This window comes from Christensenella tenuis (genome assembly GCF_014287795.1).
GTDB classification, from domain to species: domain Bacteria; phylum Bacillota; class Clostridia; order Christensenellales; family Christensenellaceae; genus Christensenella; species Christensenella tenuis.
Genome location: NZ_JACOON010000005.1, coordinates 125,715 through 151,211, shown reverse-complemented (window position 1 = coordinate 151,211; position 25,497 = coordinate 125,715). Strand labels below are relative to the sequence as shown.

The following is a 25,497-nucleotide window of genomic DNA, read 5'->3' as shown; positions in this document are numbered from 1 at the left end:
ACATTTTATCCTTTGGCGGCCCCTACCCAAGGGCCTCTTTGTTTCTATTTCAGATTGATCGAGCTTTCCCAGATAATCTGTCGCCAACTAAAACGTACTGCTCTAAAAAGGCTTTACACACTGGAAGAGCAAGTACCGAAAACAAATCATCCTTATCTTTGAAATACCGATAAAGGGCACCTGTTGTAAGGTTAGCACCGGCCATGATCTGGCGCAAGGATACTCCGGTAAAACTATATTCTAAGAATTCCTTTTGGCACTTTTAAGGGTATCGCCATGTGTTTTATCATATTCTGCAATCAATATAACTTCCTCCCCGTAATGTTGTTATCTTGATCTTTATTGTCAAGATTTTGAGTATGAAATGTCTCATAATAGTGCCTAAAAATTTCCCCACGCCCTTATCTAAAAATTACACATGCAAAAGAAAATAGCCCTTTTTAAATCGACTCTATAATTTGAATTAACAGCTTGTCCTCATCAAACAATTCGTATAGATTATTTTGGAGGACAAATAATAAATAATATAGAAAAATTTAATATTGTATTGGAAAAGCTATTGCAAAATATGTCGATTATTTTCATTTGCGTGACAGTTTAAATAATTATAAAGCGTTTATAAAATATATTTAGATAGAGCATAGGTTGTTCCAGAATTTACAATAGATCTAAAAGGATCGAACATGTTGTAGTAAAAGGTTATTGAGGAGGCGATACAAATGTGTACAGCAATAACGTATTATACAAAGGATCACTATTTTGGAAGAAATCTGGATCTGGAATTTTCTTATAATGAAACAGTAACGGTTACACCAAAATATTATCCGTTCCATTTTCGTAATGGAAAAGTGCTCAATCATCATTATGCAATGATAGGGATGGCTTATATAGTTGATGACTTTCCGCTTTACTACGATGCAACAAATGAAAAGGGTCTCAGTATGGCAGGACTGAACTTCCCGGATAATGCGGACTATAAAGAAGTGAAGGAAGGATACGATAATATTGCTCCCTTTGAATTTATTCCATGGATACTCGGTCAATGTGCAAGTGTGAGTGAAGCAAGAATTCTCTTAGAACAGATTAACTTGGTAAATTTGAACTTTAGTGAAGAGCTGCCGCTTTCTCCATTACATTGGATGATTTCTGACCAGCGAGATTCCATTGTAGTAGAATCAACAAAAGATGGTTTGAAAGTTTTCGAAAACCCTGTAGGAGTTCTGACAAATAATCCTACCTTTGACTATCAGATGTTTAATCTCAATAATTATATGCATTTATCGAAAGAACCCCCTGCAAATACATTTGCTGCCGAATTGGAACTTGAACAGTATAGCCGGGGTATGGGGGCGATAGGCCTTCCCGGAGATTTATCATCCGCTTCGAGATTCGTGAAAGCAGCGTTTACAAAGATGAACTCGGTTTCCGGTGATTCGGAATCGGAAAGTATCAGCCAATTTTTTCACATTCTTGGCTCGGTAGAGCAGCAACGAGGCTGCGTACATCTTGGTGAAGATAAATATGAAATAACAATTTATTCTTCCTGCTGTAACATGGACAAGGGGATTTATTACTATACAACTTATGAAAACAACCAGATCACAGCAGTTGATATGTATAAAGAAAATCTGGACGGAAACACTATAATAAGCTATCCGCTTATGAAAGAACAGCAGATTAACTATCGGAATTACTAATACCCTTAAACATAAGTTTTGTAAATAATCTTTGCATAGCTTTTATATTATTCTTTTAGGTGCGAGATAGTGGTATATCTAAAAATTTTCTAATATTTTGAATTTGAACAGGCTGCCTCAGAATGAAAGTCGGGGCAGCCTATTTGTGCTTGAAATAGGAGCATTCCTGCGTTGCAGTAATGGCAAATAACAAGTGTAGAATAAGCAGGTACTGAATTAAGAGTTAAGGTTATCTTATGGCACGGATTATGAAGAACAGAAAATGTAAAATAGCCGTTGCGATGTTTTTCGTTATTCTTTTTTTGGTGTACCACTCCTTCACGCGGGACATGATTGCAGCGGCGAAGACTGCCCGATTTATCACTTCATACAAATGGCACTCTGACAAATTATCGGGGCTTTAAGTATTGCTACGACAGTGGAGATATTTTTTGTTTTCTTTATAAACGAAATGTTGAAACTATGCTTTGAGCATAGAGAGATTTCATTCGTAGATTTGTGGTTCTGCCACATAATCGACATAAAGCCGGTATAGGCCTAGCCGGGACTTCGTCCCTGTTTTTTCATAAATCGACGCAATATATCGCTGCAAGGTGCGACGCGACATATAAAGGGCATCCGCCATTTCCTGCACACTCTCTTCGGTAGAAATCAACCGCTCAAATACTTCATGCTCTCTCTGCGTCAGCGAAAAGGATTCTGCAAATTTTTGAGAGTATTCTCCCCGGCTTTTATTTATGGATTTATCCGCCAATGTATTCTTTATCACGTTATTCCTGCGGTTTATATAGACAAACATTACAACGCTGACAGCCATAAACAAAACCAGCGCAGAGATAACCGTTGCAAAGCGATCATCTGAAACCAGCAGCGCAATCGAAAAATTAGTAATCAAAACAGCGCTGATATTATTTGCGGTACGCCCCATACCGGCCCACAGTGCCGGAATCCTCATATAGCGTGAAAGCTCCATGAAACTGGCGGTAAAGAAGACGACGAAAAAACCAGAAGACAAGTAGAATATAAATAATCCGCCCAAGAATGGAATACCGAATTTAGGAAATACGACACACATGACTGACATCAACATAATGCAGTACATTATGATAGGCATATATTTCCTGTTTTTCAAATCAAACAGAAAACCTGCCGTAAGCCCGCTTGCTGCCAGAAGAAGGCGCGGCCATTGTCCGATATCCGTACCTGCCGCGTGTTCAAGCGTAACCGCGTTATCGAGCGTACTAAAAATACATGCCATAAGCGCAACTAACAGAGCGAGAAAAATACCGGTCGTAAGCCTGCCTGTTACCCGTGCCGGAGAAACAACCATTTTTTCCCGTTCATTCTCTTGCGAAGCAACAGGTTTCCTGCGCGCCCGCTCTGCCCTCATAAACAGCAAGGCAAGAATACTCAAAAAAGCAGAAAGCACAATCGCCTCTGCCAATTCCGCGTTAATTAGATTGTTATTGATAAACTGAATCAGTATTCCAAGCGCATACGATATCCCTACCAAACGGGCAAGACAATTGTTTTCCCCTATTGCACAGGCGGCCATATCGTAGACCTTGCCGCTGAATATACCAAGCAGCAAGAATAAAATGATTCCGAATATCAACGTTGTAAAGTAAGAGACGCACTGCTGGATCACAAAGATACATACGACTGATGTCATTACTACGATAAACAGGAAAATGATTCGGTATGTTTTTTTGATCAAGCGGTCCAGAAATGGATAAACGAAAAAACCGGCTGCGCTTACTCCCAATATGTAATTTTGTGCGTTAATAGCCTCTGACGGCTTTGCCAAAAGAGAAACCATATCGACATACAAATATTCCGCGCCCAAAAATACAAAAGTAAAAATAGCCATCATCAGTACGGCGGTCAGCGACGCTGGTTTTCCCAGTTCCGTTTTTGTTTCATTCCACATACTTCGATTCCTTGTTAATATCATATCTACATCATTTATTATACATTGAAATTCAGTTGATTCCTACCGTCTGAAAACAGTTTGGCGCTGTTGTGCCACATACTTTTGATAGTTTGGCGCTCATGTGGCCTACCATCTCATCATACGAAAAGCAATAATAAGGGAAAGCATTTTTTAAGATATTCAAACGACAAAACCAATATTTTAGGAGGGAAAAATGAAACAGTGCGATAATGGTCATTTCTATGACGAAGCAAGATTTGATTCCTGTCCATATTGTCAGGAAGGCGCAGGAGTAGGGAAAACGGTAGCCGCAGTACCCGGATACGGCACAGGAGAGGCTGATCGCGGAAAAACGGTAGGGATCATCCAGAAAAAAATCGGCATCGATCCGGCGGTCGGCTTTCTGATCTGCATCAAAGGCCCGCATCGCGGCGAAGATTTCAAGCTATGCGCTGGGAGAAACTTTATTGGCAGGGCTTCTGCTATGGACGTGTCGCTGACAGATGACGACACGGTTTCCCGTGAAAGCCATGCGCTTGTGTCATACGACGCGAAGCATAACCGTTTTACGCTTTCTCCCGGTCAGGGGCGTGGGATCACCTACTGCAACGACGAGCAGGTTGAAGTAGCCAAACCTCTCCATGCATACGATATTATAGAAGTTGGAAAAAGCCGCCTGCTGTTCCTGCCGCTATGCGGTGAAAATTTCCGTTGGGACGACGAAGAGCAGAATGAGGATTGATCAATGGAAAATATAATTGCATGGCTGAATACGCCTCTGACGGAGGACGGCTCTTTTCGGCTATGGATGCTTGTCGCGGCATGCGCTCTCGCCGTTATCATCCTTTTAGCTTTCCTAAACAGGAAGCACAGACAGAAAAAAACAAAAAGAATAGAACGGAAAACGGCTTCTGTTACGGAGAAGCCAAAGGTAAAGCCCAATCTTGAGATTGCTAATCTTCAGGGGCTTGGAAAACGGGAGGAGCAACAGGACGCTTTCGGTGCAAGTCTGTTGAAAAATTATGAGGAAAACGGGCTGCTTGCGGTGCTATGCGATGGTATGGGGGGGATGGCCGAAGGCGGCATGATTGCCGGGTATGTTGTGTCTGAGCTATTGCGTATATTCCCATGGCAAGATTGTAGCGAACCGGAAGAGAAAATCAACAGGATAAGTTCCCATGTTTATCGTCAGTTCCGCGGACATGGAGGTACGACGCTCGTCGCGGCGTTGGTGAAAGGTGGGACCTTGTCTTTCTGGTGCGTGGGTGACAGCGACCTTTTTTTGCTGCGCGAAGAAAAGCTCTACGCACTGAATATGAGACAGGAATATAAGAACGATCTTTTAATCCGTGCATTAGAAGGAGCTTTCCCGCCAGAAGAGGCATTTATAGATCCACAGGCTGCGGCGCTTTCCGAATATATTGGGAAGGAAACCATAGTGTGTGAACATAACCGCATGCCGTTGCCGCTTAGGCCGGAAGACACGCTGCTGCTTTGTTCGGACGGCGTAAGCGATACGCTGACATTGACGCAGGTTCGGGAAGCGATGGCTCTTTCGTCCGAAGAATGTTGCAAAAAGCTGGAAAGGGATATTCTTTCGGCAGATATCCCAAATCAAGATAATTATACGGTGATTGCCATCAGGTATCACGGAAAAATAACGGAGGAGTATAAAGATGGAAACGAAAAAGAAAATATCGACTAAAAAAATTATGGCAATCGCCTTGTTCTGCGTTTTCGCGATAAGCTGTGTATTGTGCGGAATATCTGCTGCCAGCAGCATGGGCATGACACCTGCTCAAGCGCGTAATGGCGTGGCCTATGTGCAGCAGGTATTATATGACGTTTCCGGTAGCCCTGTTGCGGCTGGAAGCGGAACATGCTGGGCTGTCGGTAAACCGGGAGAGCCCGTGGAATATTTTGTAACAAACGGGCATGTGGTGCAGTATGCGTATATCGTTCCCAAGCAAGATCCCTCGTATAGCGGGAAGGTAACGGTAGTTTATTCCGGTGCCGAGAATGATTTTGTAGATGCGCAGGTTTTATATTATTCCGGCCCGGAGGAAAAGGATATCGCTATTTTGAAAGTTCCAAGCCCGACAGACAAACGCATCCCGCTTCCCATCAGACCGTCTGATACTGTGCAGCCGGGAGAAACAGCTTATGCTCTGGGATTTCCGGGTGTATCGGATACACTGGCAGAGAATATCCGCTATGATATCGACGACGTTACCATAACAGACGGTGTTATCAGTAAGCGCGCGTCGGTTTCGGGAACGGGCTACGAAGCGTTCCAGATGAACGTAGACATCAATCCGGGCAATTCCGGTGGACCTCTGGTGGACGCTGACGGCAATGTGATTGGTGTAAACACGTCGGGGCTCGTTACTCAGATCGGTACGGAGGAGCAATCGGTAAATATCAACACTAGCGTAAACTACGCCAGCGTTGCGGATCAGCTTATCCGTATTCTGGACGAGGAACGTATCGAATACACGCTGATGGGTGAAAAAAACTGGATGTTGTATACCTTTGTCGTAATTGGCGGTGTAACGCTTATCCTCGGAATTGTATTTCTGGTTATGGACAGAAAAAAAACGTCGGTTCTGTCAGCGGCGGATACCGAGGGAAGTTTTGTTGCCGGAAAACCGGCAAAAAACAGCCCGTCAGGCAAAAAACCGCTGCTACGCGGCGTCACTGGGAAATATGCCGGACAGAGCTTCGATCTCTCCAAAGGAAAGGTTACGCTTGGACGCGATCCAAACCTTTGTAATATTGTGTTCGATAAGAGTACGCCGGGGATCAGCGGGAATCACTGCCAAGTTTCCTATGATGCAGCCGGGGATTATTTTCTGTTGATGGATAACGGATCTTCCTACGGAACGTTTCTTGGAAATGGAAAGAAACTGCCTGCATCCGTCGCTGAAAAGCTGGCAACGGGAGATACGTTCTATCTGTGTAACAATGCCAATAAATTTATTGTTGCAAAGGAGTAGAAAATGGCAGCATATTACTTGGAAAATGGGAAAATACAGAAGGCATGCGCTGGATATGCCTCCCGCGAAGACGCGGAAATATATCATCTTAGTGCCAACGGAGAAATTACAACAAAAGAGATTGTACCGGATCTGAAACCTGGCGAAGGTCTGCTGATGTGTACTGAAGGTTTTTATGTGGAGTCGCTGGAAGTACAAGTAGACTTCCTGAAAGCTGCGGATGCGGAGCATTGGCTTAAATATATGGCCCTGCGCCATATCGAACGAGCGAGATATATTGATGACAGGCTTTGGGTGTTGGCAGAAATGATGGAGGAAAAAATATGAATCTGGAAAAAGTATGTTACGGCTGTTTCCGGGAAAAAGAGCCGGGAGTCTGCCCATACTGCGGATATGACGATACAGAGGAACAACCGTTTTTAGCGCTGCCGCCGGGGACAATTTTAAACGGACGGTATATGGCGGGAAAGGTGCTGGGAGTAGGCGGTTTCGGGATTACTTATCTTGGGTACGACCTGACGCTGGAAATTAAGGTAGCAATCAAAGAATATATGCCGTCAGGGATGGCGACGAGGTATAAAGACGGATATACGGTTACACTCACCGGGCGCGTGGAAAAGGAATATGCGGCAGGAATGGAACGCTTTTTGGATGAAGCACGTATTCTGGCCAAACTTCAAAATTTGCCTAACATCGTATCGGTACAAAATTATTTCAAGGAAAATAATACTGCGTATTTCGTAATGGAATATATCGAGGGAATGAGCCTTAAAGAATATGTTGCAGAGCATGGAGGCAGTATTTCCTATACTGAGGCGCTTGCAATCCTGCTCCCTGTCATGGAGGCCCTGTGCGAAGTTCACTCCCTGAATCTGATGCACCGGGATATTAGCCCGGATAATATCTACATTACAGCATCAGGAGAAAGCAGATTGCTTGATTTCGGCGCGGCACGGTTTTCCATGGGTGACAACAAAAGCGTATCTGTTATCTTAAAACATGGATATGCGCCGGAGGAGCAATATTCCAGCCACGGAAATCAGGGGCCGTGGACGGATATCTACGCGATGGGAGCTACGCTTTACCGATGTGTAACTGGAATAGTGCCGCCGGACTCAATCGAGCGCATTCACAACGATACGATCAAAAAGCCCTCCGAGTTGGGCATCAGCTTGCCTACATCAATGGAAAATGCAATATTGAAGGCACTCTCCGTCAAAGCAGAGGATAGGTATGCTAATATGCGTGCGTTTATTGATGCGCTGTCCGGTAAAAAAGCGGTATCGGTAACGGAACGCGTAACGGCAGGCGTAACGCAACGTGCCTCGACGATAGCTCCTGCGGACGGTAGAAGCGACTTTTGGGATTTTATGAAAACAAATCCGTTGATACGTTGGATGATTGTAGGAGCTGCCGCGGCTATTTTAGTATTTGCGGTGATTTTCCCTGCGGCGGGAGTATACAATGGGAAGAACACGCCTATAACCTCTAACGGTGGAACGAATGCCCCTGCCGCTACACAGGAATTGGTCGTGCCAAGCACAGAGGGCAGCGCCCCGGTGACAACACCGGAAACGGACGCTCCGGCTATGGAGATGACAACCCATGATATTACTGGTTATGGCGCTGAAATCTCCGTCCCGGCTGACTGGACGGAAGATCCGGAAAGCTGGGCTTTCACGAGCCCGGATTCGCGTATGGCTCTTGGCGTTGAGCTATACTTCTATCAGCCCTATATGGCTTGTTATTCCATAAACGACGTCGAGAACAATGTAGAAACGATCGCAGCGTGGGCATCAGAGGAAATGGGGACAACAGGATATGAAATCAAAACGGCGGGGCCGCAACAAATAGGAGACGTGCCTGCCTACCAGATCGACCTCCGCGCAACAAAGCAAACAGGCGGAGAGATTGACGTGGTACTCCTTTTTGCTGAAACGCAAAATGGTTTTGGATTATATGATATCATGGGAGCTTGTACGGCAGATGATGAAGAAGCGTACGCAGCGCTTCGCGGATATATGGATACTTTCATGATTACAGGCCCTGTCGATACGACGTTCAGGTTGTATTCAAACCAAGAGCTGGGCTTCAAATTTCTGTATAGCGCAGATTATATACAGGAAGAACCGGCTATTGTTAATGTGAAATTCGATGGGCCGGTTATATCGTGCGTCGCTCTATATCCTTTTGCAGGAGATGAAACACAATTTGTAGAGGTGGAAAATGTTTCTACAATTGCGGCGACTGCACAAGAAGCGAGTAATTTCTTTTATAACACCCACATAAACTTGGGAGCGGCGTTGAACGAGCCATATATAGATACATGGGGCGGCGTTGAATGGACAATGTGGGAAGGAACATTACAATCTTCTTCCGTTGCATTCGGTGCAGCAGAGATCAATGGGCAGATATATGTCGTTGCCAGCAGGGTTCAGGAATCAAATGTAGAGACAGCAAATAGTGTCAGACGTGATGCAATGTCTTCCCTGCGTCCGGTTTGACCGGACGCAAGGGACGGAAAGGAGCTATGATATGGCAGTGGTCATCAAACAAACGGTAAATTGCCCGCGGCGTATGGCGGTTTATGCGATTTTTGATACATTAGATAAACTAAATGGTATTTATGATCAGGAACTTGTGGGAGATATCAAAGCGCAAATAAACGTATTTGATAACTTGAGTGAGTTTGCTTTTGCGGTGACGGAACAGGGGGATGCCTCTATCATACATATTTCCATACTCTACCCTGCGCCGGAATTGACGGAGGAAGGACAGCGACGCACCCTCGTCTTCTTGCGGGATAGTATTATTCAGCATATTGAGAATGAACTCAACACCACAGCCAGAGAATAAAAATCATAAGGCAGATGTGGTTGTCCGCTGTTTCGGATAAACAAACATGGAGGAAACGAAAATGAACGGAAAAGATAAGTGCAGGATTTTAAAGGAAATACGGCAAAAAATAGCAGATGAGAACGAAATCGAATATGTAACGAGGGATTGTAAATTTCAGGGTGAATGTAGAGGCACATGTCCGCGTTGTGAAGCGGAAGTACGATATTTGGAAGAACAACTTGAACGGCGTAAAAAGTTGGGAAAACGTGTCGCCATAGCCGCACTGGCGACAGGACTGGTATTGGGCAGTATCGGCTGTACCGAAAGTGACTCTCGGTTTCAAAGAGGCTGCGCGCCCGTAGAAAGTTATGATGATGAAGAATGGACGTCGCTTGAGGGAGAAGTTCCTGCGGACAGCTTGATAAATGAACAAAACGAATAAAAAAACGGTTTTTCCAACGATTGCTTTGGAGCGTCATCGGATGACAACAGATGGTATTGGTGTTACGACGCTTGTTGCGGCCTACGGCTGTCTACTCCGATGTCAGTATTGTCTGAATCCGCATTCGCGGCAGCAAGAAACGAATCAATGCGAATATACGCCGGAAAAACTGTTGAATGAGGTGAAGCAGGATAATCTGTATTTTTTGGCAACAGGCGGCGGTATTACGTTTGGGGGTGGAGAACCGTTGCTTTACCCGGAGTTTATCAAGATGTTCCGCACACTCATGCCTGCCGGATGGAAACTAAATATAGAGACTTCCCTTTATGCCCCGGCAGAAGCTGTTATTACCGCGGCGCAGGTAGCGGATAGTATGATTATAGACATAAAGGACATGGACAATAGAATCTACGAACGCTATACCGGGCAGAATGCCGAAGTAATGAAGAGGAATCTTGCCATACTTCGGAATACGATGGATATGGGAAGCGTCCGTATCCGTGTCCCCCTGATTCCTAAATATAATACGGAACACGATCAAAAAAATAGCGCATATATACTTCAAAAGATGGGGTTCTCCAACTTAGAATTTTTCCGGTATGTCATAAAGCAACCGGGAAGGCTAAATGCAGAATAAATGAACATACCGAATCAATGCAGAATCAAATGATTCAAAGATTACTTTACGTAGGTTTCCGTTTTATCTGTGATGAAGTCTGGGCTTTATACAGCTCGGACAACGGCAGGCTGAGTATTGGTATTGAGCCGGTGGTGTTGGGGAAGTATTTGCTGGTGGGATACTTGCATGGCATAGAGTCGAAGCGGCGCATCGAGCAGGAGATACAGGTAAATATGGCCTATCGTTGACTTCTGGGGCTGGATTCAGATGAGCGGGTGCCGGATCATTCAACGATTTCATAAAACAGATGCAGCCCGCTTAATGGAACAAATCTGTTTTGTCGCCTGCTTGAGCATATCTTGCGGCAATGCATAGAAAAAGGATTGGTTGATGGAAAGATCACTCTGCCCCACTCCGCCCATGCAAAAGCGGATGCGTCATTTAAAGTGAATGTCAAAGTATTGGTGGAACGTAAAACCATCGATTACATAAAACGGTTGGATCGATACGAAGAAGCGGAGAATATCAGAAATGTCGGAAGTTATCAAGCCCCAGCGCGTACCGCACGGGAAATGGAAACCAGCATTGGTGAAGAAAACAATCAATACAATATGACCGACCCGGACGCGGGAATGCTGAGACATCCGGGGAAACCTTTGGGGATACATTACCTGCGTCACCAAAGTGTGGACGCGGCACATGGGATCGTGGTGGACGTGGCGGTGACGGCAGGAAATGTAAACGATTTGGAACCGTACCTTGAGCGTGTGGAATATATGTGTAACCACATCGGATTAAATATTCAGGACACGGGAGCTGACACGAGTTATGGAACTAGCCTGATCTATCACGAAATGAAGCGCATGGGAATCAGGCTGCACACACCCAAATCAACAGACGGTGAGACATACAAGGCAGAGCTAAAACGTGAACATTTTCGATACGATGATGAAGAGAATGATTACTTTGTTTGCCCATAAGCCGGATATTGAAATTGAAGAGTCTGGAGCGAGAGTGCTACAATATCTGCAAGGTCTATCGGGCGATCCGCAAAGATTGTTGAGATTGCGTGATACTGGAGCAATGCGTAAGCAGTAGCCAACATAGCCGGAGCATCCGGGTAAATATCTTTGAAGAAGCGGTGAGTCAGTAACGGAAGACAGACGACACGCCTGCCCATAAACGAGTTTTAGATTTAAGACAGATATGGTGCGAGGGAAATTTTGTGGTGCAGGAGTTGATACACAGGTTAAAGCGCCTGACAAGGCGAGGTAAGGAAGCGGCAGAAGACCATTGCCTCCTATCCGCTACTGCCTTGAACATCAAACGCATGATAAGGTATCTGGGATAACTCCTATGTCATTATTTTTTGCTTTGATTTTCTAAGTATCATCACTTCGCCTGAGAAAAAAGAAATAGAGAAAAAGGCCAATGGCTATGATAAAGATGTGGGATTTCTACCTGCGGTACACAGAAGAATGTGTGGAAGTACCGGACAGGATCGTGGAGGCGATGTATGGGCACAAGCGTCAGGAGGAATCCGGCGAACGGTATATCTGCCGTTATCGCGCAAAAAAGTGTATCAAGCTTTAGGGGAGGTCTAAAAGAATGTATTTGCGCTAATGATGTTTGATAAGTATACAAATTCAAGCTGTGAATCGGGAGAAAGCTAAAGCATGGTCAAAAGAAAAAATACAAAAAAGAGAAAAAATCAGCCTCATTAAGGGGTAAATAGTCCAGAAAACAACAAGACGTTTACCAATATTACAAATAGAAGATTGAACGCAAGTAAAATATTTGTCATATTGAAGCTCTTGAAATTTACGTTTAGACATTGTATTATAAAGAAGTAAAAATTGTTTTTAGAAGCGGATTATATTCCGCTTTTTTGTAAAAAGAATTCTGTGCGGCAAGAGGCATCAGCAGGTACCATTATAATTCATTCACGCTACAAAATTTGCTGTAAAAATAGATAACAAGTATAGATTATTAGAAAAAAGCATTGCAAAGCTAAGTGGTTTCTTTCATATGGGGGCTAATTAGTTGGTAAAAAAGAAACCAACTTTGCACAGGTAGACGGTTTTTTATTTGTGAGGTAAAGGAGGCCTCATGGGAAAGAAAATTCGGCGCTTTTTGTGGAGTAGCTTGGTAGGCATATTAATCTTATGTATTGCTATATTTACTTGGATAACTTTCTATATGGTCAATGAAAATGACAGGACGATTAGTGATATAGGGAAAATTTATATGTCCGAAATGGGCAAGCAAATCTCGTTGCATTTTTCCACTGTAATTGATCTGTACCAGTCCAAGCTGAAAGGCGTTGTATGGAGCAATATGCGCAATGATATAGGCGCGGCGAAACTGCGAGAGAATTTGGCTGCCAGTGCCCAAAGCCTTGGATTCAGTTATCTTGGCCTTTATGCTGATGACGGCAGCTACGAAGCTATTTATGGGAAACCCATACAGATAGACGAAGAAAGTGCCTTTATGGATGCGCTAAGCGCAGACGTGCAAAAGGTAACAGAAGGCACGAACCAGTCAGGCGATGATCTTCTTTTACTGGGAACGGCTGTTTCTTTTCCCATGGAAAATGGTGAAAATAGCACTGCGCTTGTTGCAGGTATACCCATACAGACTCTTATAGATATACTCTCGCTCGATATCGGTGAAACCCGTATTTATTCTCACATCACCCGCAATGACGGGACATATGTAATAAAAAATGCCGATGCAACAGAAGAAGATTCCGATTCGTATTTCGTCCGTGTGCTCTATTACGGTCATTTCGACAATAGAACCCCCGAGGGAGAAATACAGAGGATCTCAAAAGCGATAGAAGCGGGGGAGGAATATTCCATGGTTGCAGAGATCAAAGATGAAATCCGCAATACACATTTTACCCCGCTGGGATATTCCGGCTGGTATTTGGTATCAGTTCTTCCTTATGAATTGCTGTATAAACCTATATCTCATCTGCTTGATCAACGTATTTTTACTGCCATCAGTGGTTGTGTCATTATTTTATCGGTAATGCTTTTAATATATTATAAGTTTTTCCGAATGTCCCAGCGACAGATAAAGCTTTTACAAGAGACACGGCAGGAAGCGGAGCGTGCAAATAGAGCCAAAAGTACATTTTTTTCAAGTATGAGCCATGATATGCGAACGCCGATGAACGCCATTATGGGAATGACAGCTATAGCTTCGACACATCTTGACAACCGGATACAATTGCAGGACTGCTTGAAAAAATTGCCCTGTCTAGCAAGCATCTGCTGGGGTTAATCAATGATGTGTTAGATATGTCGAAGATTGAGAGCGGCAAGATGATGCTGAATGTGGATATACTTTCTCTGCGTGAAGTGATGGATAATATTACAAATATAGTGCAGTCCCAGATCAAGGCAAAGAAACAGATATTCGATATTTTTATTAAAAACATACAGACTGAACATGTATACTGCGACGGCACGCGACTGACCCAGGTGCTTTTAAACATACTTTCCAATGCAATCAAGTTTACGCCGGAGAGAGGAACTATTCATGTAGCATTGACACAAGAGGATTCGCCGTTAGGAGAATTCTATGTGCGCAACCATTTTGGGGTGAGAGACACTGGAATCGGTATGTCGCCTGAATTTCAAAAGAATATTTTCGATTCTTTCGCGCGTGAGGATACCAAGCGCGTACAGAAAGTTGAAGGAACGGGTCTTGGCATGGCGATTACCAAGCATATTGTCGACGCGATGAAAGGAGCGATAGAATTAAAAAGCGAAGTAAATAAAGGCACGGAATTCCACATTATTTTGGATATGGAAAGGAATACGGAAAAAGAAGAAGATATGCTTCTCTCGGCTTGGAATGTGCTGGTGGTAGACGATGACGAGCAGCTTTGCCACAGTGCCGCTTCTTCGTTAAAAAAGATTGGCGTGAAGGTGGATTATGCCTTAGACGGCGAGACTGCCGTTGAAATAGCGGCGACGCACCATAAAGAGAAACAGGGTTGCCAGATTGTATTACTGGACTGGAAAATGCCGGGAATGGATGGGATTGTGACTGCTTACGATTGGAATGAAATCGAGGAAGAAGCGCGCAAGGCTGGAGTCAACGGTTTCCTTTCCAAGCCGCTATTTAAATCTACACTTTTCTACGGGCTCAGGCCTTTTATAAAGACTACCCTGCTGGAATCAAAGCCGCTGGAGAAAAGGATTAATTTCATCGGTATGCTCGGCGACACAACGGCCACGGGCTTTGTGCTTGCGGTTATGATGTCCAACTCAGGCAGCGCGTGGGATAACGCGAAGAAATATATCGAGGGCGGTGCGCACGGCGGAAAAGGCAGTGAAGCGCATAAGGCCGCCGTTGTCGGCGATACGGTAGGCGATCCTTTCAAGGATACGCCCGGCTCGTCCCTTAATATTCTGATTAAGCTGATGTCCATGGTGGCGGTCGTTTTTACGGCGGTTATCGTAAATTACGGTATACTACAATAAATTCGACCTTCAGAGTATTAAATATATTATAAACAATATATTCTTAAAAAAATACATATAAAATATAGCACTTTTGCAATCTTAAACCGCAAAGGTGCTTTTTGTATGTCCTTTTATAGGGCACGAGCACCTCCATTTCTCCATTTTGATCGGGCGTTTTCAAACAAGCGACAAAATGGAGGTTACTATGAAAAAAGTGAATCTAAGGGAGTTTTATCCATCTCTCTATACGAAAGATACTTATGTCTTTCTACCGGATGATGTAGTTACTGCTTTATGGGAAGAAACAAAAAGAGAAAGGGCGGGATATGCAAAAATACGGTATCACCGCGCATACTATTCTCTTGACCGGGAGGATGGGATCGAGCGATTTGCCCTGCACTCCCCTATGCTGCCGGAAGAGATCATGCAGCAAAAGGAACTGCGCGAATTTCTTTATTCTATCATTATGGAATTACCGGAAAAGCAGCTGAAAAGGTTCTACGCCTACTATGTACTGAGAATGAAACTGAAAGATATTGCGCGGATTGAAGGAACCGATGCCGCTGCTGTATTACGGTCTGTTCAAAAGTCAGAAAAAACGATCCGCAAAAAAATAAAAAATTTTTTAGAAGATTGAGACAAAAAACGGTGTGTTTTTCTATTGAATAATAAGGGAGTATTTTTCTTCCGATAAAAACGAAATATCCAATCGTCTGAATACGTTAGCTGCATAGCGAGCAAAAGAACGCACACGCGAGGACTGCCTGCGGGAATATTCCCGTCAATAAGATAACATCAAAGGCACGAGCGGGAATGTCAACGTCCGGAAACTTCCGTGGCTGGGAGTATGCCATGACCTATACAGCCTATCATGATACTTGCGCGTAGTCGAGATCAAGTTCCAGAGCGTGCCCCTGCCGTTGGCAGGGTGGTGAGATTCCAATGTGGCGCTGCCCGCGCCGGTTCAGACGGTTGCCCGTCCGTTATGGGAAGTAGTGTCGAATGATAACGGAATAGAATATGGAAAGTGGGGGCAGATTTTCTGATCTGAATATCAGCACGAATAGTCTGCCCCAACTTCTGAATTTATCAAACCTCTTTGTTGTAATTTGGAAATATGAGTTTTTTTTGCATGGAGATTGTTTCGGACTATAATAAGAGCATCTGCCAAATCTTTGAAAGGAGGTGCCTATTTGTACGAAACAAAGTTGCCATGTGAGAGAAAGGAGAGTGCATTTATGGAAAATCTTTCCTCTCGCGTCTATACGGTCAAAGAAGTAGCAAAAATGTTAAATATGAAGCCGAGGACCGCTTATGCCTTTTGTGAATCCACAGATAAATTTCAAGTAGAACGTGTAGGGCAAAGAGGGCTTCGTATCAACAAAGCATCATTTGACGCATGGATGCCCAGCGGAACCCAATCGGCTAATACGAAAGAGGTATAGAAAATGGCAATTTCAATAAAACAAAGAGGTAAAAAATATACGTTCACATTCTATTATAAAGACGAAAATGGAATAAACAGGCAACAATATGAAGCATATAGCAACCTGGATAAAGCCGATGAACGAGCAAAGATGATTGAATTTCTGAAATGGAAGAATGATGATAAAACGCTGCTACAGTTAGTAAATGAGTATAATGCGAATAAAGCAGGAACAAAAACAAAGCATTATTCTAAAAATGATAATATGTGCAAAACATTCTCAGAGTTTATTTGGGCATGGGCACAGCGGCATGCGCATAAAGTACGAATGAAGCCAAGTTCGTACGCAGGTTTGAAGCGGAATATTAGGAATCACATCGAGCCATATTTCGGAAAAATGATTGTGAGCAAGATTACACCGGAAACAATAGAAGATTTTTTCTTTCAATTAAGCCAAAAGAAATGCAGGGGCGCAAAGAGTTATAAAAAGAGTGAAGATCAAATACCTACTCTTAAAGGAAGTTCGCTAATGAAAGTATTTAATATTATCCGGCCTGCTTTTCGGGATGCGGAAACATGGGGATATACGAAGCGAAATCCAATAAGCAGTGATCAAGCCCCGGCATATAAGTATGCAAAACGAAAATTCTGGAAAAAAGAACAGGTGCAGCATGCTTTGGAAAAAATTAATGATCCCGTTTTGCATTTAGCTGTACATCTTGCATTTATGTGCAATATGCGACCGGGCGAAGTTGTGGGAACGGATGCTGAAGGTATTGATTTGGCAAATAAATACTTCCAAATCAGTCAAGCGCTTCAGCGTGTTGAAACAGAAGCCCTTGAAGAGCTTGCTCAAGATGATATTATCCGTATTTTCCCGAAAAAGAAACCGGACGCAAAGACTGTGATGATCCTAAAAAAGCCAAAGACAGAAAAAAGTGAGCGCAAAGGATTCCTAAACATGAAACTGTGTGAGGAAATCGAGAAACGTTTGCAACAGATCGAGCAAGATAAGCGATATTACGGCAAGGATTATCATGACTATGGCTTGCTCCTTTGTTTCCCAAACGGTGATCCGATTGAACCCCGGACAATGGATAAGCGATTTAAGAAGTGGCAAAAAAGTGATGGGGTGAGTGCGGAAGATGTAATTGATATGCAAGGATTACGAAAATCTGCAACAATGTATAAATTGAGGTTAACAAACTATGATGTGCAGGTTGTCGGAGGCGAAGGCGGACAGACATCGGCTTCAACGATTCTTGACCACTATGACGAAGTTCTCGAAGAAGATAGAAGAAAGTTATCTATACAAGTGGAAAATGATTTTTATGGGCGGCTGAAACAAAAACGGGTAACAGAGGACTTTGACTTGCGAAGGTTATTTAAGGAGTTAGTCGAACAGCCGGATTTAGCAAAAAAACTTTACGCTTGTTTACCCGTGTTGCAGAAAGCGACCTGAATTGCACTCAAAATTTATGAGCAAAATTTATGAGCAAATGATTTTTGCTCATAAATAATAGATATTGGCAGAACAAAAATAGTAGAAAAACTGAAGACCTCGATAAAGATGGTAATGGAAAAGCGGTTTCCTACAAACTCGTAAAAAACCGCTCTACCAAAGGATTTCTTTGGAGCTGATGGCGGGACTCGAACCCGCGACCTATACCTTACCAAGGTATTGCGCTACCGCCTGAGCCACATCAGCATTATGAAATTTTTAGGTGAAACGCAAATCCTTACCAAGGATGTGCTCTACCCCTGAGCCACATCAGCAGAATAAAGCTGTGACTTAAATATTATATGATACTCCTGCTGATTTTTCAATCCCTTTTGACGGAAGAAATTTTCCGCTTTTCCCGGCGGTAAAAATATGTACATAAAAATATTAAAAAAGCACAAATACTTTCACATTCCTTTTCTCTTACGTTATAATGAAATTATACAGAATTAAACTGCCCTATTTCATAAAAAATAAAGGGAAAGAAGGATTTTACGATGATTTGTAACAACTGCAAACAAAACTATGACGACAATTTGAACGCATGTCCTTATTGCGGTTCAGCCAAAGCAGCGGCTCCCGATACAATGCCGCCGCAGGCTCAACAACCGCCGCAGCAACAGCAAGCGCAGCAGCCTCCGCAGTATCAACAGCCCTATCCGCAACAGCAGTACCAGCAGCCGCAATACCAGCAAGCGCCTCCGCAGAATTATCAAACCGCTTCCCCGGCAAAAGGCACGGCGACAGGCAGCCTTGTATGTGGTATTATTGCAATTGTGATGGGTTTCCTTGTCCCGATTGTCGGCATCATTCTTGGTATTGTTGCAATTACAATGGGCAACAAGGCCAAGCACATGCTTCCGGCGGACCAAAGAGGCACGGCAACCGCAGGTTTTATCTGCGGCATTATCGGCATTGTAGTCGCGGTTATCTTCTGGATCGCGAACGCAGTTTTGCTTGCTTCCTTTATGTCCTATTTGTATTAATGAACATAAACCGGAGTGTAAAATGTCATGAAAAACAAGTGTGGAATATTTGCTTTACTTTTGCTGGTCTTGCTATCGCTGGCAGCCGGATGCGCGTCCAGCACCGCTCCAACGGTTGAAGTAGGAGGTGAGGTTCTTCCCTCTTTGTACTCCGTGGTGGGAGAAAAGAAAATCACCGGTACATCGAAAAGCATTAGCACAGGCCTTGCAGAGGTAGAGCTTACTTATCAGGGTGTGGCGGTCGACGAACTCAATTCCTATATCGAGTCTTTGGTCTCGGATGGTTACATGATTACACAGGAGGCGTCGGCAACCGAAGACGGCCAGACCTACCAGATTGGAAAGGAAGCATCCAAGGAGGGAAATATCATCCTGATCAGTTTTTATTTTGAAGACGGCGGATCTGCGGTTATCAATTATGCCGTAGGCGCAGGCACCATTACACCGGAAGCGGAAGGCTGATAATTACTGGCAATCGCAAAAAATCGCGGCGCTGCAATACTGCGGCGCCGCGATTTTTATTTTGACAATACAACTATTATTTTTTTGTTTAATTCAGTCTTTTCCCCTGTATAAATAAAAGAAAAAATCTTTTTGAGAGGTAAATCATGATATTCCAATATGAGGAAGAGCGTATTTATGCCGAAGATGAAAATGGGACGCTGCTCGCAGAAATCACGTTTCCGGAAGCAGCAGACGGCAAGGTTGATATTAACCATACTTTTGTCGCTCCTTCCCTGCGCGGGCAGGGTGTGGCCGGCGAACTTGTACGGGCGGCCCTCCAACAGATCGCGGAAACGGGAAAACAGCCCCTTGCCACATGCCCCTATGCGGCCCAGTGGTTCGAAAATCATCCAGAGGAATTAAAAAATTTGTTTGGCTCCATGGAGAAATCCTTTTGAGCAGGCATTTTTTGAACAATATATCTTCAATCAAACATTTTTTTTGAAAATTTTAAAAAATACTTGCAGGAATTTGAATTCGGGTGTAGAATACATATAACAAGAAGATCATACAAGAAATCAGTAAAAAAATGGTTTTAGAAACTGGTTTCAGGGTATGATAATAGTAAAGACAGATGACTTCGGCGGACGGCGGTTCGGAAGGTTGTCTGAATTGGAAAAGAAAGGGCGTGATACCAATGTACGAGTCTGAATGCGCGATATTGGGCACGCATGCACAATCCCAAAAGTAGGCTTTATGGTCGCACGGAAGGGATCACGGAACAAAATTTTTGAATTGGCAATTGGCAGTTTGGAAATATCCGTGACGGCGAACGCAGGATTCCCAAAGATGCTGTAAAGGCAGCGGAGGGAGGCTGGAGTTACGCAACAGAGTTGTAAAGAAAACTCAGTGAAGGCGCCAAAAGGCAAACGTATCGCGGGCGTTGTAGCCGCAAGGGAGATCTGGGGATGTTCCAGACTGAGTGCGTGTGGTGCCGGAGTGTGGGCTTGTTTGCAAGAAATGCGATACCGGTCAGGCCGGTTGGTACGTAAATAAAAAGATGCTGCGTATCAATGTGGCGGTCGGCAGGAACCGATGGGGGATGCATGACCCGAAGGTATAGGCAGAGCATAAGTGTACACAAAATAAAATTGAATGTAAAGAATCGAATGGGATTTCCAATTGGGAATCCCTTTTTTATGCTCTATACTGCCTGCGTCTTTGCCTCTTCCTCGTTTTTCTCGCGCATAATCCTGATATGTAGTTTGCGCTCCAGGTCTTTTATTTTTCCATGCTCACGCGGCGTGACCAGTGTATATGCTTTTCCATCTTTGCCCGCGCGCCCGGTTCGTCCGATACGGTGTACATAATAATCCGGTTTATCCGGCACATCATAATTAATGACCATATCAATTCTTTCAATATCAATCCCCCGTGCCGCAACATCCGTTGCAACCAGCACCTTTGTTTTCCCTTTGCGGAAGGTATTCATAATCGTATCCCGTTCTTTCTGCCGCATATCTCCATGCAGGCAGGCGGAAGCAAGGCCACGGTAAGTAAGCTCTTTTTGCAGTTCCTTTACCTTGCGCTTAGTGTTGCAGAACACAAGGGTCAATCTGGGATTGAACCGTCCGATCAGGCCGCACACCGCGTTTGATTTTCGTTTAGTCTGCATATAAGCCTGTGCAACCGTTTCGACTGGACGATTCTGTTCCCCGATTTTAATACGGACAGGATCCTTTTGAAACTGTTTTGCAATTGCCGTCACTTCCCTGTTCATTGTTGCGGAAAACAACATTGTTTGCCTTTGTTCCGGAACAGCCGACAAAATCTCTTTCATATCGCCTAAAAATCCATAATCCAACATTTCATCGGCTTCATCCATCACGACCGTACGCACATTTTTCAGCTTCAATACCCTGCGGTTAATGAGGTCTTTTAAACGTCCGGGGGTGCCGACAACGACCTGTGCGCCCGCCCGCAGAGCCTTGATCTGAATTCCCGCAGGCTGCCCGCCGTAAACGCTCACCGTCCTCACCCCACGAAGGTGCGCGGAAAGCTTGGTTGCAACTTTTGCCGTCTGCATCGCAAGTTCGCGCGTCGGGCACAGGATCAGTGCCTGAACTTTCCTGTTGGGCGGAAAAATATTCTCCAGAATTGGAATCATAAACGCGGCCGTCTTCCCCGTTCCCGTTTGTGCAAGGCCGATCAGATCCTTCTTTTCCAAAAGGGCCGGAAGCGTTTGCTCCTGAATCGGCGTAGGCTTTGTATAGCCGATTCGGTGGAGCGTCTTGTTCATTTCTTTTGATAACTGTATTGAAAAACTCAAATAACTACCTCTTTCTCTGTTCCAGCAAAAAAATAAGACCCTGCCCTTCAAAGCAAAGTCTTTTCATCAATCCACTTTGTGTACGCTTAAAGTATATCATATTTTCTTTTTTTTGTAAAACATCCTGTGCTATCTGTATTTCATTATGTATCGTTCGATTTTTTAGGTTGCTTTTCCTGTCACTGTCAGCCCAGTCCGTTTGCCTAAGCAAAAGGATGGATTTTTTTATAGCGGAAATCTTTTTCTTATCAAAAAAGCCTCCCGCTGCTGCGGGAGGCTCCTTGCTCGTTTTGAAAAATTTATTTTTCTTCCGCGAGATTCTTGTAGTATTCGTACCGTTCTTTCGCTTCTTCTTCGGATTTTGCAAACAATTCGTCTGCCATCTCCGGGAAGAGTTTCTTCAAGGATTTATACCGCGTTTCGCTCATGATGAAATCCTGGAAGCTTGCCGTTGCCGGTTTGGAATCGAGCGTGAACGGATTCTTGCCCTCTTCCTTGAGCAGCGGGTTGTAACGGTAGAGCTGCCAGTAACCGGCTTCCACCGCGCGCTTTTCTTCATGCTGGGATTTACCCATGTTGATACCATGATTGATGCACGGAGCATACGCAATGATGAGGGACGGGCCCGGATAGGCTTCCGCTTCCTGCATCGCCTTCAGAAGCTGGGCCTGATTTGCGCCCATTGCAACGCTGGCAACATACACATAACCGTAGGTCATAGCGATTGCGCCAAGGTCTTTCTTCTTAACTTTCTTACCGGAAGCCGCGAATTTCGCAATGGAACCTGTCGGCGTTGCTTTACTTGCCTGACCGCCCGTATTCGAATAAACTTCCGTGTCAAGCACAAGTACATTCACGTCTTCGCCGGAAGCGAGCACATGGTCGAGACCGCCGTATCCGATATCGTACGCCCAGCCATCGCCGCCGAAGATCCAGACGGATTTCTTTACGAAGAGATCTTTCTGATCGAGGATCTTCTTGCAGGTGTCGCATTTATCCGCAACTTTTTCAAGAGCCGCTTCAAGGTTTGCCGCCGCAATCTTGGATTCGTCGCCCTTATCCGCTGCTTCGAGCCATGCCTTCATTGCTTCCACTACTGCCGCGTCCTTTTCGCCGGGCGCGTCGATCGCGGCCTGCACCTGCTCCTTGAGGGCATTCCTGCGGGCCGTGAACGCGAGGTTCATGCCATAGCCGAACTCGGCATTGTCTTCAAACAGCGAATTTGCCCAAGCCGGGCCTTTTCCTGCATCGTTTACCGTGTAGGGGCAAGTCGGCGCGCTGCCGCCATAGATGGAGGAGCAGCCCGTCGCATTGGCTACCGTCATCCGGTCGCCAAAGAGCTGTGTGACGAGTTTTACATACGGCGTTTCACCGCAGCCTGCGCAAGCGCCCGAGAACTCGAACAGCGGTTTTAAGAACTGGCTTTCCGGAACCGTATTTTTCTTGAACTCGATCTTCGGTTCGGGCAGTGCCGCCGCGAAATCCCAGTTGTCTTTCTGGAGTTTTTCCTGTTCTGCAAGCGGCTTCATGATGAGAGCCTTTTCCTTTGCCGGGCAAACGTCCGCGCAGTTTCCGCAGCCTGTGCAGTCAAGCGTGGAAACCTGAATGCGGTAGTTATATCCTTCTTTGCCGCGTGCAGGCTTCGTTTCGTAGTTTGCCGGAGCGTTCTTAAGGTCTTCGTCTGTCGCAAGGAACGGACGGATTGCAGCATGCGGGCATACATACGAGCACTGGTTGCACATAATGCAGTTACCGATCTGCCATTCCGGCACGTTGACTGCAATACCGCGTTTCTCGAATTTCGTCGTACCCGTCGGGACAAAGCCACGCGGATCGAACGCGGAAACCGGAAGCTCGTCGCCCTTCTGCACAAGGATCGGATGGATCACATCGCAGTAATATTCATCGTCGGGCAGCGTCAGGCACGGAGCGCCCTGCGTCGTGGTTGCCCAGCTTTCCGGATAGCTTACTTCCTGTACAGCCATTCCGGCGTCGACCGCTTTGTAGTTCATGTTTACGATCTCGTCACCCTTTTTGCCGTATGTCTTCTTAATCGCCTGCTTCATATACTCGATGGCGTCAGCCTCCGGGATGATGTTTGCGATCTTGAAGAATGCAGACTGCATAACCATGTTGGTCCTGCCGCCGAGGCCGATTTCACCTGCAATCTTGATTGCATCGATGTTGTAGAATTTCAGTTTTTTCTTGGCGATTACATTTTTCATGACCGCCGGAAGCTCTGTTTCCATCTCTTCGAGGGACCAGGGGGAGTTCAGGAGGAACGTTCCGCCTTCCTTGATTCCTTCGAGTACGTCATAGCGGATGACGTAGGACGGATTGTGGCATGCAACCATATCCGGATGTGTAATGAGGTACGCCGACTGGATCGGGGATTTTCCGAAACGCAGGTGCGAAATCGTGATACCGCCCGACTTCTTGGAGTCGTAAGAGAAGTAGCCCTGCGCATACATATCGGTATGGTCGCCGATGATTTTGATGGAGTTCTTGTTCGCGCCTACCGTACCGTCGGAACCGAGGCCGTAGAATTTCGCGCTAAAGAGGCCGTGCGGCGAAGAATCGATCATATCCTTTACTTCGAGAGACGTTCCCGTCACATCGTCCGTGATGCCGACCGTGAAGTGGTTCTTCGGTGCATCCTGCTTCATATTGTCATAAACCGCTTTCACCATGGAAGGCGTATATTCTTTGGAGCCAAGGCCATAGCGGCCCGCATAAACCTTGATGCCCGTACGGCCCGCTTCAAAGAGCGCCGTTACAACGTCTTCATACAGCGGCTCGCCGAGGGAACCAGGTTCTTTTGTCCGGTCAAGGACGGTCACTTTTTCCGCCGAAGCCGGAATCACATCTACAAATGCGCTCGCATCGAACGGACGATACAGGCGGACTTTGATAAGGCCAAGCTTCTCGCCCTGCGCGTTGAGGTAATTAACGGCTTCTTCCGTTACGTCGCAGCCGCTGCCCATAATGACGACAACATGCTTCGCGTCCGGAGCGCCGACATAATCAAACAGATGGTACTGACGGCCGAACATCTTGGCAAATTCATTCATTGTTTCCTGAACGATTGCCGGCGTCGCGAGATAATACTTGTTCGCAGCTTCCCTATTCTGGAAGTAAATATCCGGATTCTGCGCCGTACCCTGCTGGTGCGGATGATCCGGGTTCATGCCGCGCGCGCGGAACTCTTCGATCGCTTTCCAGTCAACCATCTCGGCCAATTTGTCATAGTCGAGAAGCTCAATCTTGGAAACTTCGTGGGACGTTCTGAATCCATCGAAGAAGTGCACGAACGGAACCTTTGCTTTCAGCGTGGAAAGGTGGGCAACCGCGGCCATATCCATCGTTTCCTGTACGGAAGCGGCAGCCAGCATGGCAAAACCGGTCTGGCGCGCGGCCATTACATCGGCATGATCGCCAAAAATGGAAAGCGCGTGTGCAGCAAGCGCCCTTGCGGAAACATGGAACACCGCCGGAAGGAGCTCGCCGGAAATCTTATACATATTCGGGATCATCAGCAGCAGGCCCTGGGACGCCGTAAACGTGGACGTAAGAGCGCCCGCAGCGAGCGAACCATGGACAGCGCCCGCAGCGCCGCCTTCGGACTGCAGCTCGGAAATTTTCATCGTCTGTCCAAAGATATTTTTTCTTCCTGCCGCAGCCCATTCGTCGCAGGACTCCGCCATCGGCGAGGAAGGAGTGATCGGGTAAATCGCACCGACGTCGGAAAATGCATATGCGACGTGAGCGGCAGCGGTATTACCGTCGATTGTTTGTTTTGCCATTCTTA

The 25,497-nt window shown here is 45.3% G+C and carries 24 protein-coding genes, 1 tRNA gene and 1 pseudogene; 21 read left to right on the top strand and 5 right to left on the bottom strand.

Going from position 1 to position 25,497, the window contains the following annotated elements:
- Nucleotides 1-49: 49 nt before the first annotated feature.
- Nucleotides 50-238 (bottom strand): annotated as a pseudogene (locus tag H8S18_RS15100) (TetR/AcrR family transcriptional regulator); the annotation flags it as partial.
- Nucleotides 239-719: 481 nt separating this feature from the next.
- On the opposite strand from H8S18_RS15100, the gene bsh reads away from it, so the two are divergent.
- Nucleotides 720-1,697 carry a choloylglycine hydrolase gene (gene bsh / locus H8S18_RS10245; RefSeq protein WP_066523564.1) on the top strand — a complete coding sequence of 326 codons (978 nt, stop codon included), beginning with the start codon at nucleotides 720-722 and terminating at the stop codon, nucleotides 1,695-1,697.
- Between the two features lie 484 nt (nucleotides 1,698-2,181).
- Here bsh and H8S18_RS10240 read toward each other — a convergent pair whose 3' ends face one another.
- Nucleotides 2,182-3,627, bottom strand: a complete 1,446-nt coding sequence (locus H8S18_RS10240) for a response regulator transcription factor (RefSeq protein ID WP_066739756.1) — start codon at nucleotides 3,625-3,627, stop codon at nucleotides 2,182-2,184.
- A 217-nt stretch (nucleotides 3,628-3,844) separates the two neighbouring features.
- Between H8S18_RS10240 and H8S18_RS10235 the strand changes: the two genes are divergently transcribed.
- The 17 genes from H8S18_RS10235 to H8S18_RS10160 all read left to right on the top strand — a co-directional run bounded on the left by H8S18_RS10235 (nucleotide 3,845) and on the right by H8S18_RS10160 (nucleotide 17,891).
- Entirely contained in the window at nucleotides 3,845-4,372 is a 528-nt protein-coding gene (locus H8S18_RS10235; protein WP_186858199.1) for an FHA domain-containing protein, read from the top strand.
- Nucleotides 4,373-4,375: 3 nt separating this feature from the next.
- Nucleotides 4,376-5,335, top strand: coding sequence for a PP2C family protein-serine/threonine phosphatase (locus tag H8S18_RS10230; protein ID WP_066523562.1), 960 nt, complete (start codon nucleotides 4,376-4,378; stop codon nucleotides 5,333-5,335).
- Nucleotides 5,307-6,626, top strand: coding sequence for a trypsin-like peptidase domain-containing protein (locus H8S18_RS10225; RefSeq protein WP_066523560.1), 1,320 nt, complete (start codon nucleotides 5,307-5,309; stop codon nucleotides 6,624-6,626). The genes H8S18_RS10230 and H8S18_RS10225 overlap by 29 nt, the downstream gene beginning before the upstream one ends.
- Before the next feature lie 3 nt (nucleotides 6,627-6,629).
- Nucleotides 6,630-6,953, top strand: coding sequence for a hypothetical protein (locus H8S18_RS10220; RefSeq protein ID WP_186858198.1), 324 nt, complete (start codon nucleotides 6,630-6,632; stop codon nucleotides 6,951-6,953).
- Entirely contained in the window at nucleotides 6,950-9,130 is a 2,181-nt protein-coding gene (locus tag H8S18_RS10215; RefSeq protein WP_066523558.1) for a serine/threonine protein kinase, read from the top strand. Before H8S18_RS10220 ends, H8S18_RS10215 begins: the two co-directional genes overlap by 4 nt.
- A gap of 31 nt (nucleotides 9,131-9,161) precedes the next feature.
- Nucleotides 9,162-9,482, top strand: coding sequence for a hypothetical protein (locus H8S18_RS10210; RefSeq protein WP_046442380.1), 321 nt, complete (start codon nucleotides 9,162-9,164; stop codon nucleotides 9,480-9,482).
- A 61-nt stretch (nucleotides 9,483-9,543) separates the two neighbouring features.
- The gene (locus H8S18_RS10205) at nucleotides 9,544-9,906 is read left to right on the top strand and encodes a hypothetical protein (RefSeq protein ID WP_066523551.1); all 363 of its coding nucleotides are present in this window, start codon (nucleotides 9,544-9,546) and stop codon (nucleotides 9,904-9,906) included.
- A 40-nt stretch (nucleotides 9,907-9,946) separates the two neighbouring features.
- Nucleotides 9,947-10,543: a radical SAM protein gene (locus H8S18_RS10200; protein ID WP_197502994.1), complete on the top strand. Its 597-nt coding sequence runs from the start codon at nucleotides 9,947-9,949 to the stop codon at nucleotides 10,541-10,543.
- A gap of 29 nt (nucleotides 10,544-10,572) precedes the next feature.
- Nucleotides 10,573-10,773, top strand: coding sequence for a transposase (locus H8S18_RS10195; protein ID WP_160295573.1), 201 nt, complete (start codon nucleotides 10,573-10,575; stop codon nucleotides 10,771-10,773).
- A 135-nt stretch (nucleotides 10,774-10,908) separates the two neighbouring features.
- A complete protein-coding gene (locus H8S18_RS10190; protein ID WP_121418994.1) occupies nucleotides 10,909-11,505 on the top strand; it encodes a hypothetical protein in 597 nt (198 codons plus the stop codon).
- Nucleotides 11,506-11,750: 245 nt separating this feature from the next.
- Entirely contained in the window at nucleotides 11,751-11,876 is a 126-nt protein-coding gene (locus H8S18_RS15095; RefSeq protein ID WP_407926965.1) for a hypothetical protein, read from the top strand.
- Nucleotides 11,877-11,956: 80 nt separating this feature from the next.
- Entirely contained in the window at nucleotides 11,957-12,118 is a 162-nt protein-coding gene (locus H8S18_RS10185) for a hypothetical protein (RefSeq protein ID WP_156468699.1), read from the top strand.
- A gap of 516 nt (nucleotides 12,119-12,634) precedes the next feature.
- A complete protein-coding gene (locus H8S18_RS10180) occupies nucleotides 12,635-13,813 on the top strand; it encodes a histidine kinase dimerization/phospho-acceptor domain-containing protein (RefSeq protein WP_186858197.1) in 1,179 nt (392 codons plus the stop codon).
- 17 nt (nucleotides 13,814-13,830) lie between these two features.
- Nucleotides 13,831-15,021, top strand: coding sequence for a hybrid sensor histidine kinase/response regulator (locus H8S18_RS10175; protein WP_147554747.1), 1,191 nt, complete (start codon nucleotides 13,831-13,833; stop codon nucleotides 15,019-15,021).
- A 187-nt stretch (nucleotides 15,022-15,208) separates the two neighbouring features.
- Nucleotides 15,209-15,640, top strand: coding sequence for a sigma-70 RNA polymerase sigma factor region 4 domain-containing protein (locus H8S18_RS10170; protein WP_066523541.1), 432 nt, complete (start codon nucleotides 15,209-15,211; stop codon nucleotides 15,638-15,640).
- Between the two features lie 601 nt (nucleotides 15,641-16,241).
- A complete protein-coding gene (locus tag H8S18_RS10165; protein WP_066523257.1) occupies nucleotides 16,242-16,448 on the top strand; it encodes a helix-turn-helix domain-containing protein in 207 nt (68 codons plus the stop codon).
- A gap of 3 nt (nucleotides 16,449-16,451) precedes the next feature.
- Nucleotides 16,452-17,891 (top strand): site-specific integrase, encoded by a 1,440-nt coding sequence (locus H8S18_RS10160; protein ID WP_186858196.1) that lies wholly within the window; start codon nucleotides 16,452-16,454, stop codon nucleotides 17,889-17,891.
- A 170-nt stretch (nucleotides 17,892-18,061) separates the two neighbouring features.
- Here H8S18_RS10160 and H8S18_RS10155 read toward each other — a convergent pair.
- Nucleotides 18,062-18,137: transfer RNA gene (locus tag H8S18_RS10155), tRNA-Thr, on the bottom strand.
- Nucleotides 18,138-18,427: 290 nt separating this feature from the next.
- Between H8S18_RS10155 and H8S18_RS10150 the strand changes: the two genes are divergently transcribed.
- From H8S18_RS10150 to H8S18_RS10140, 3 genes are all read left to right on the top strand, one after another.
- Nucleotides 18,428-18,916, top strand: coding sequence for a DUF4190 domain-containing protein (locus H8S18_RS10150; protein WP_186858195.1), 489 nt, complete (start codon nucleotides 18,428-18,430; stop codon nucleotides 18,914-18,916).
- Nucleotides 18,917-18,943: 27 nt separating this feature from the next.
- Nucleotides 18,944-19,378: a hypothetical protein gene (locus H8S18_RS10145; protein WP_186858194.1), complete on the top strand. Its 435-nt coding sequence runs from the start codon at nucleotides 18,944-18,946 to the stop codon at nucleotides 19,376-19,378.
- Nucleotides 19,379-19,524: 146 nt separating this feature from the next.
- Nucleotides 19,525-19,818 carry a GNAT family N-acetyltransferase gene (locus tag H8S18_RS10140; protein WP_186858193.1) on the top strand — a complete coding sequence of 98 codons (294 nt, stop codon included), beginning with the start codon at nucleotides 19,525-19,527 and terminating at the stop codon, nucleotides 19,816-19,818.
- A 746-nt stretch (nucleotides 19,819-20,564) separates the two neighbouring features.
- Here H8S18_RS10140 and H8S18_RS10135 read toward each other — a convergent pair.
- Both H8S18_RS10135 and nifJ read right to left on the bottom strand, forming a co-directional pair.
- Nucleotides 20,565-21,689, bottom strand: a complete 1,125-nt coding sequence (locus tag H8S18_RS10135; RefSeq protein WP_186858192.1) for a DEAD/DEAH box helicase — start codon at nucleotides 21,687-21,689, stop codon at nucleotides 20,565-20,567.
- A gap of 299 nt (nucleotides 21,690-21,988) precedes the next feature.
- On the bottom strand, nucleotides 21,989-25,492 hold the full coding sequence (gene nifJ, locus H8S18_RS10130) for a pyruvate:ferredoxin (flavodoxin) oxidoreductase (protein WP_186858191.1): 3,504 nt from the start codon (nucleotides 25,490-25,492) through the stop codon (nucleotides 21,989-21,991).
- Between the last annotated feature and the right edge of the window lie 5 nt (nucleotides 25,493-25,497).

What these genes read in the sequence shown, in the direction of transcription:
- H8S18_RS10165 (WP_066523257.1), top strand. Translation starts at nt 16,242, where the DNA reads ATGGAAAATCTTTCCTCTCGCGTCTATACGGTCAAAGAAGTAGCAAAA.
- H8S18_RS10185 (WP_156468699.1), top strand. Translation starts at nt 11,957, where the DNA reads ATGGCTATGATAAAGATGTGGGATTTCTACCTGCGGTACACAGAAGAA.
- H8S18_RS10230 (WP_066523562.1), top strand. Translation starts at nt 4,376, where the DNA reads ATGGAAAATATAATTGCATGGCTGAATACGCCTCTGACGGAGGACGGC.
- H8S18_RS10205 (WP_066523551.1), top strand. Translation starts at nt 9,544, where the DNA reads ATGAACGGAAAAGATAAGTGCAGGATTTTAAAGGAAATACGGCAAAAA.
- H8S18_RS10220 (WP_186858198.1), top strand. Translation starts at nt 6,630, where the DNA reads ATGGCAGCATATTACTTGGAAAATGGGAAAATACAGAAGGCATGCGCT.
- nifJ (WP_186858191.1), bottom strand. Translation starts at nt 25,492, where the DNA reads ATGGCAAAACAAACAATCGACGGTAATACCGCTGCCGCTCACGTCGCA.
- H8S18_RS10175 (WP_147554747.1), top strand. Translation starts at nt 13,831, where the DNA reads ATGTCGAAGATTGAGAGCGGCAAGATGATGCTGAATGTGGATATACTT.
- H8S18_RS10145 (WP_186858194.1), top strand. Translation starts at nt 18,944, where the DNA reads ATGAAAAACAAGTGTGGAATATTTGCTTTACTTTTGCTGGTCTTGCTA.
- H8S18_RS10180 (WP_186858197.1), top strand. Translation starts at nt 12,635, where the DNA reads ATGGGAAAGAAAATTCGGCGCTTTTTGTGGAGTAGCTTGGTAGGCATA.
- H8S18_RS10170 (WP_066523541.1), top strand. Translation starts at nt 15,209, where the DNA reads ATGAAAAAAGTGAATCTAAGGGAGTTTTATCCATCTCTCTATACGAAA.
- H8S18_RS10235 (WP_186858199.1), top strand. Translation starts at nt 3,845, where the DNA reads ATGAAACAGTGCGATAATGGTCATTTCTATGACGAAGCAAGATTTGAT.
- H8S18_RS10240 (WP_066739756.1), bottom strand. Translation starts at nt 3,627, where the DNA reads ATGTGGAATGAAACAAAAACGGAACTGGGAAAACCAGCGTCGCTGACC.
- H8S18_RS10195 (WP_160295573.1), top strand. Translation starts at nt 10,573, where the DNA reads ATGATTCAAAGATTACTTTACGTAGGTTTCCGTTTTATCTGTGATGAA.
- H8S18_RS10160 (WP_186858196.1), top strand. Translation starts at nt 16,452, where the DNA reads ATGGCAATTTCAATAAAACAAAGAGGTAAAAAATATACGTTCACATTC.
- H8S18_RS10210 (WP_046442380.1), top strand. Translation starts at nt 9,162, where the DNA reads ATGGCAGTGGTCATCAAACAAACGGTAAATTGCCCGCGGCGTATGGCG.
- H8S18_RS10150 (WP_186858195.1), top strand. Translation starts at nt 18,428, where the DNA reads ATGATTTGTAACAACTGCAAACAAAACTATGACGACAATTTGAACGCA.
- H8S18_RS10140 (WP_186858193.1), top strand. Translation starts at nt 19,525, where the DNA reads ATGATATTCCAATATGAGGAAGAGCGTATTTATGCCGAAGATGAAAAT.
- H8S18_RS10225 (WP_066523560.1), top strand. Translation starts at nt 5,307, where the DNA reads ATGGAAACGAAAAAGAAAATATCGACTAAAAAAATTATGGCAATCGCC.
- bsh (WP_066523564.1), top strand. Translation starts at nt 720, where the DNA reads ATGTGTACAGCAATAACGTATTATACAAAGGATCACTATTTTGGAAGA.
- H8S18_RS10215 (WP_066523558.1), top strand. Translation starts at nt 6,950, where the DNA reads ATGAATCTGGAAAAAGTATGTTACGGCTGTTTCCGGGAAAAAGAGCCG.
- H8S18_RS10200 (WP_197502994.1), top strand. Translation starts at nt 9,947, where the DNA reads ATGACAACAGATGGTATTGGTGTTACGACGCTTGTTGCGGCCTACGGC.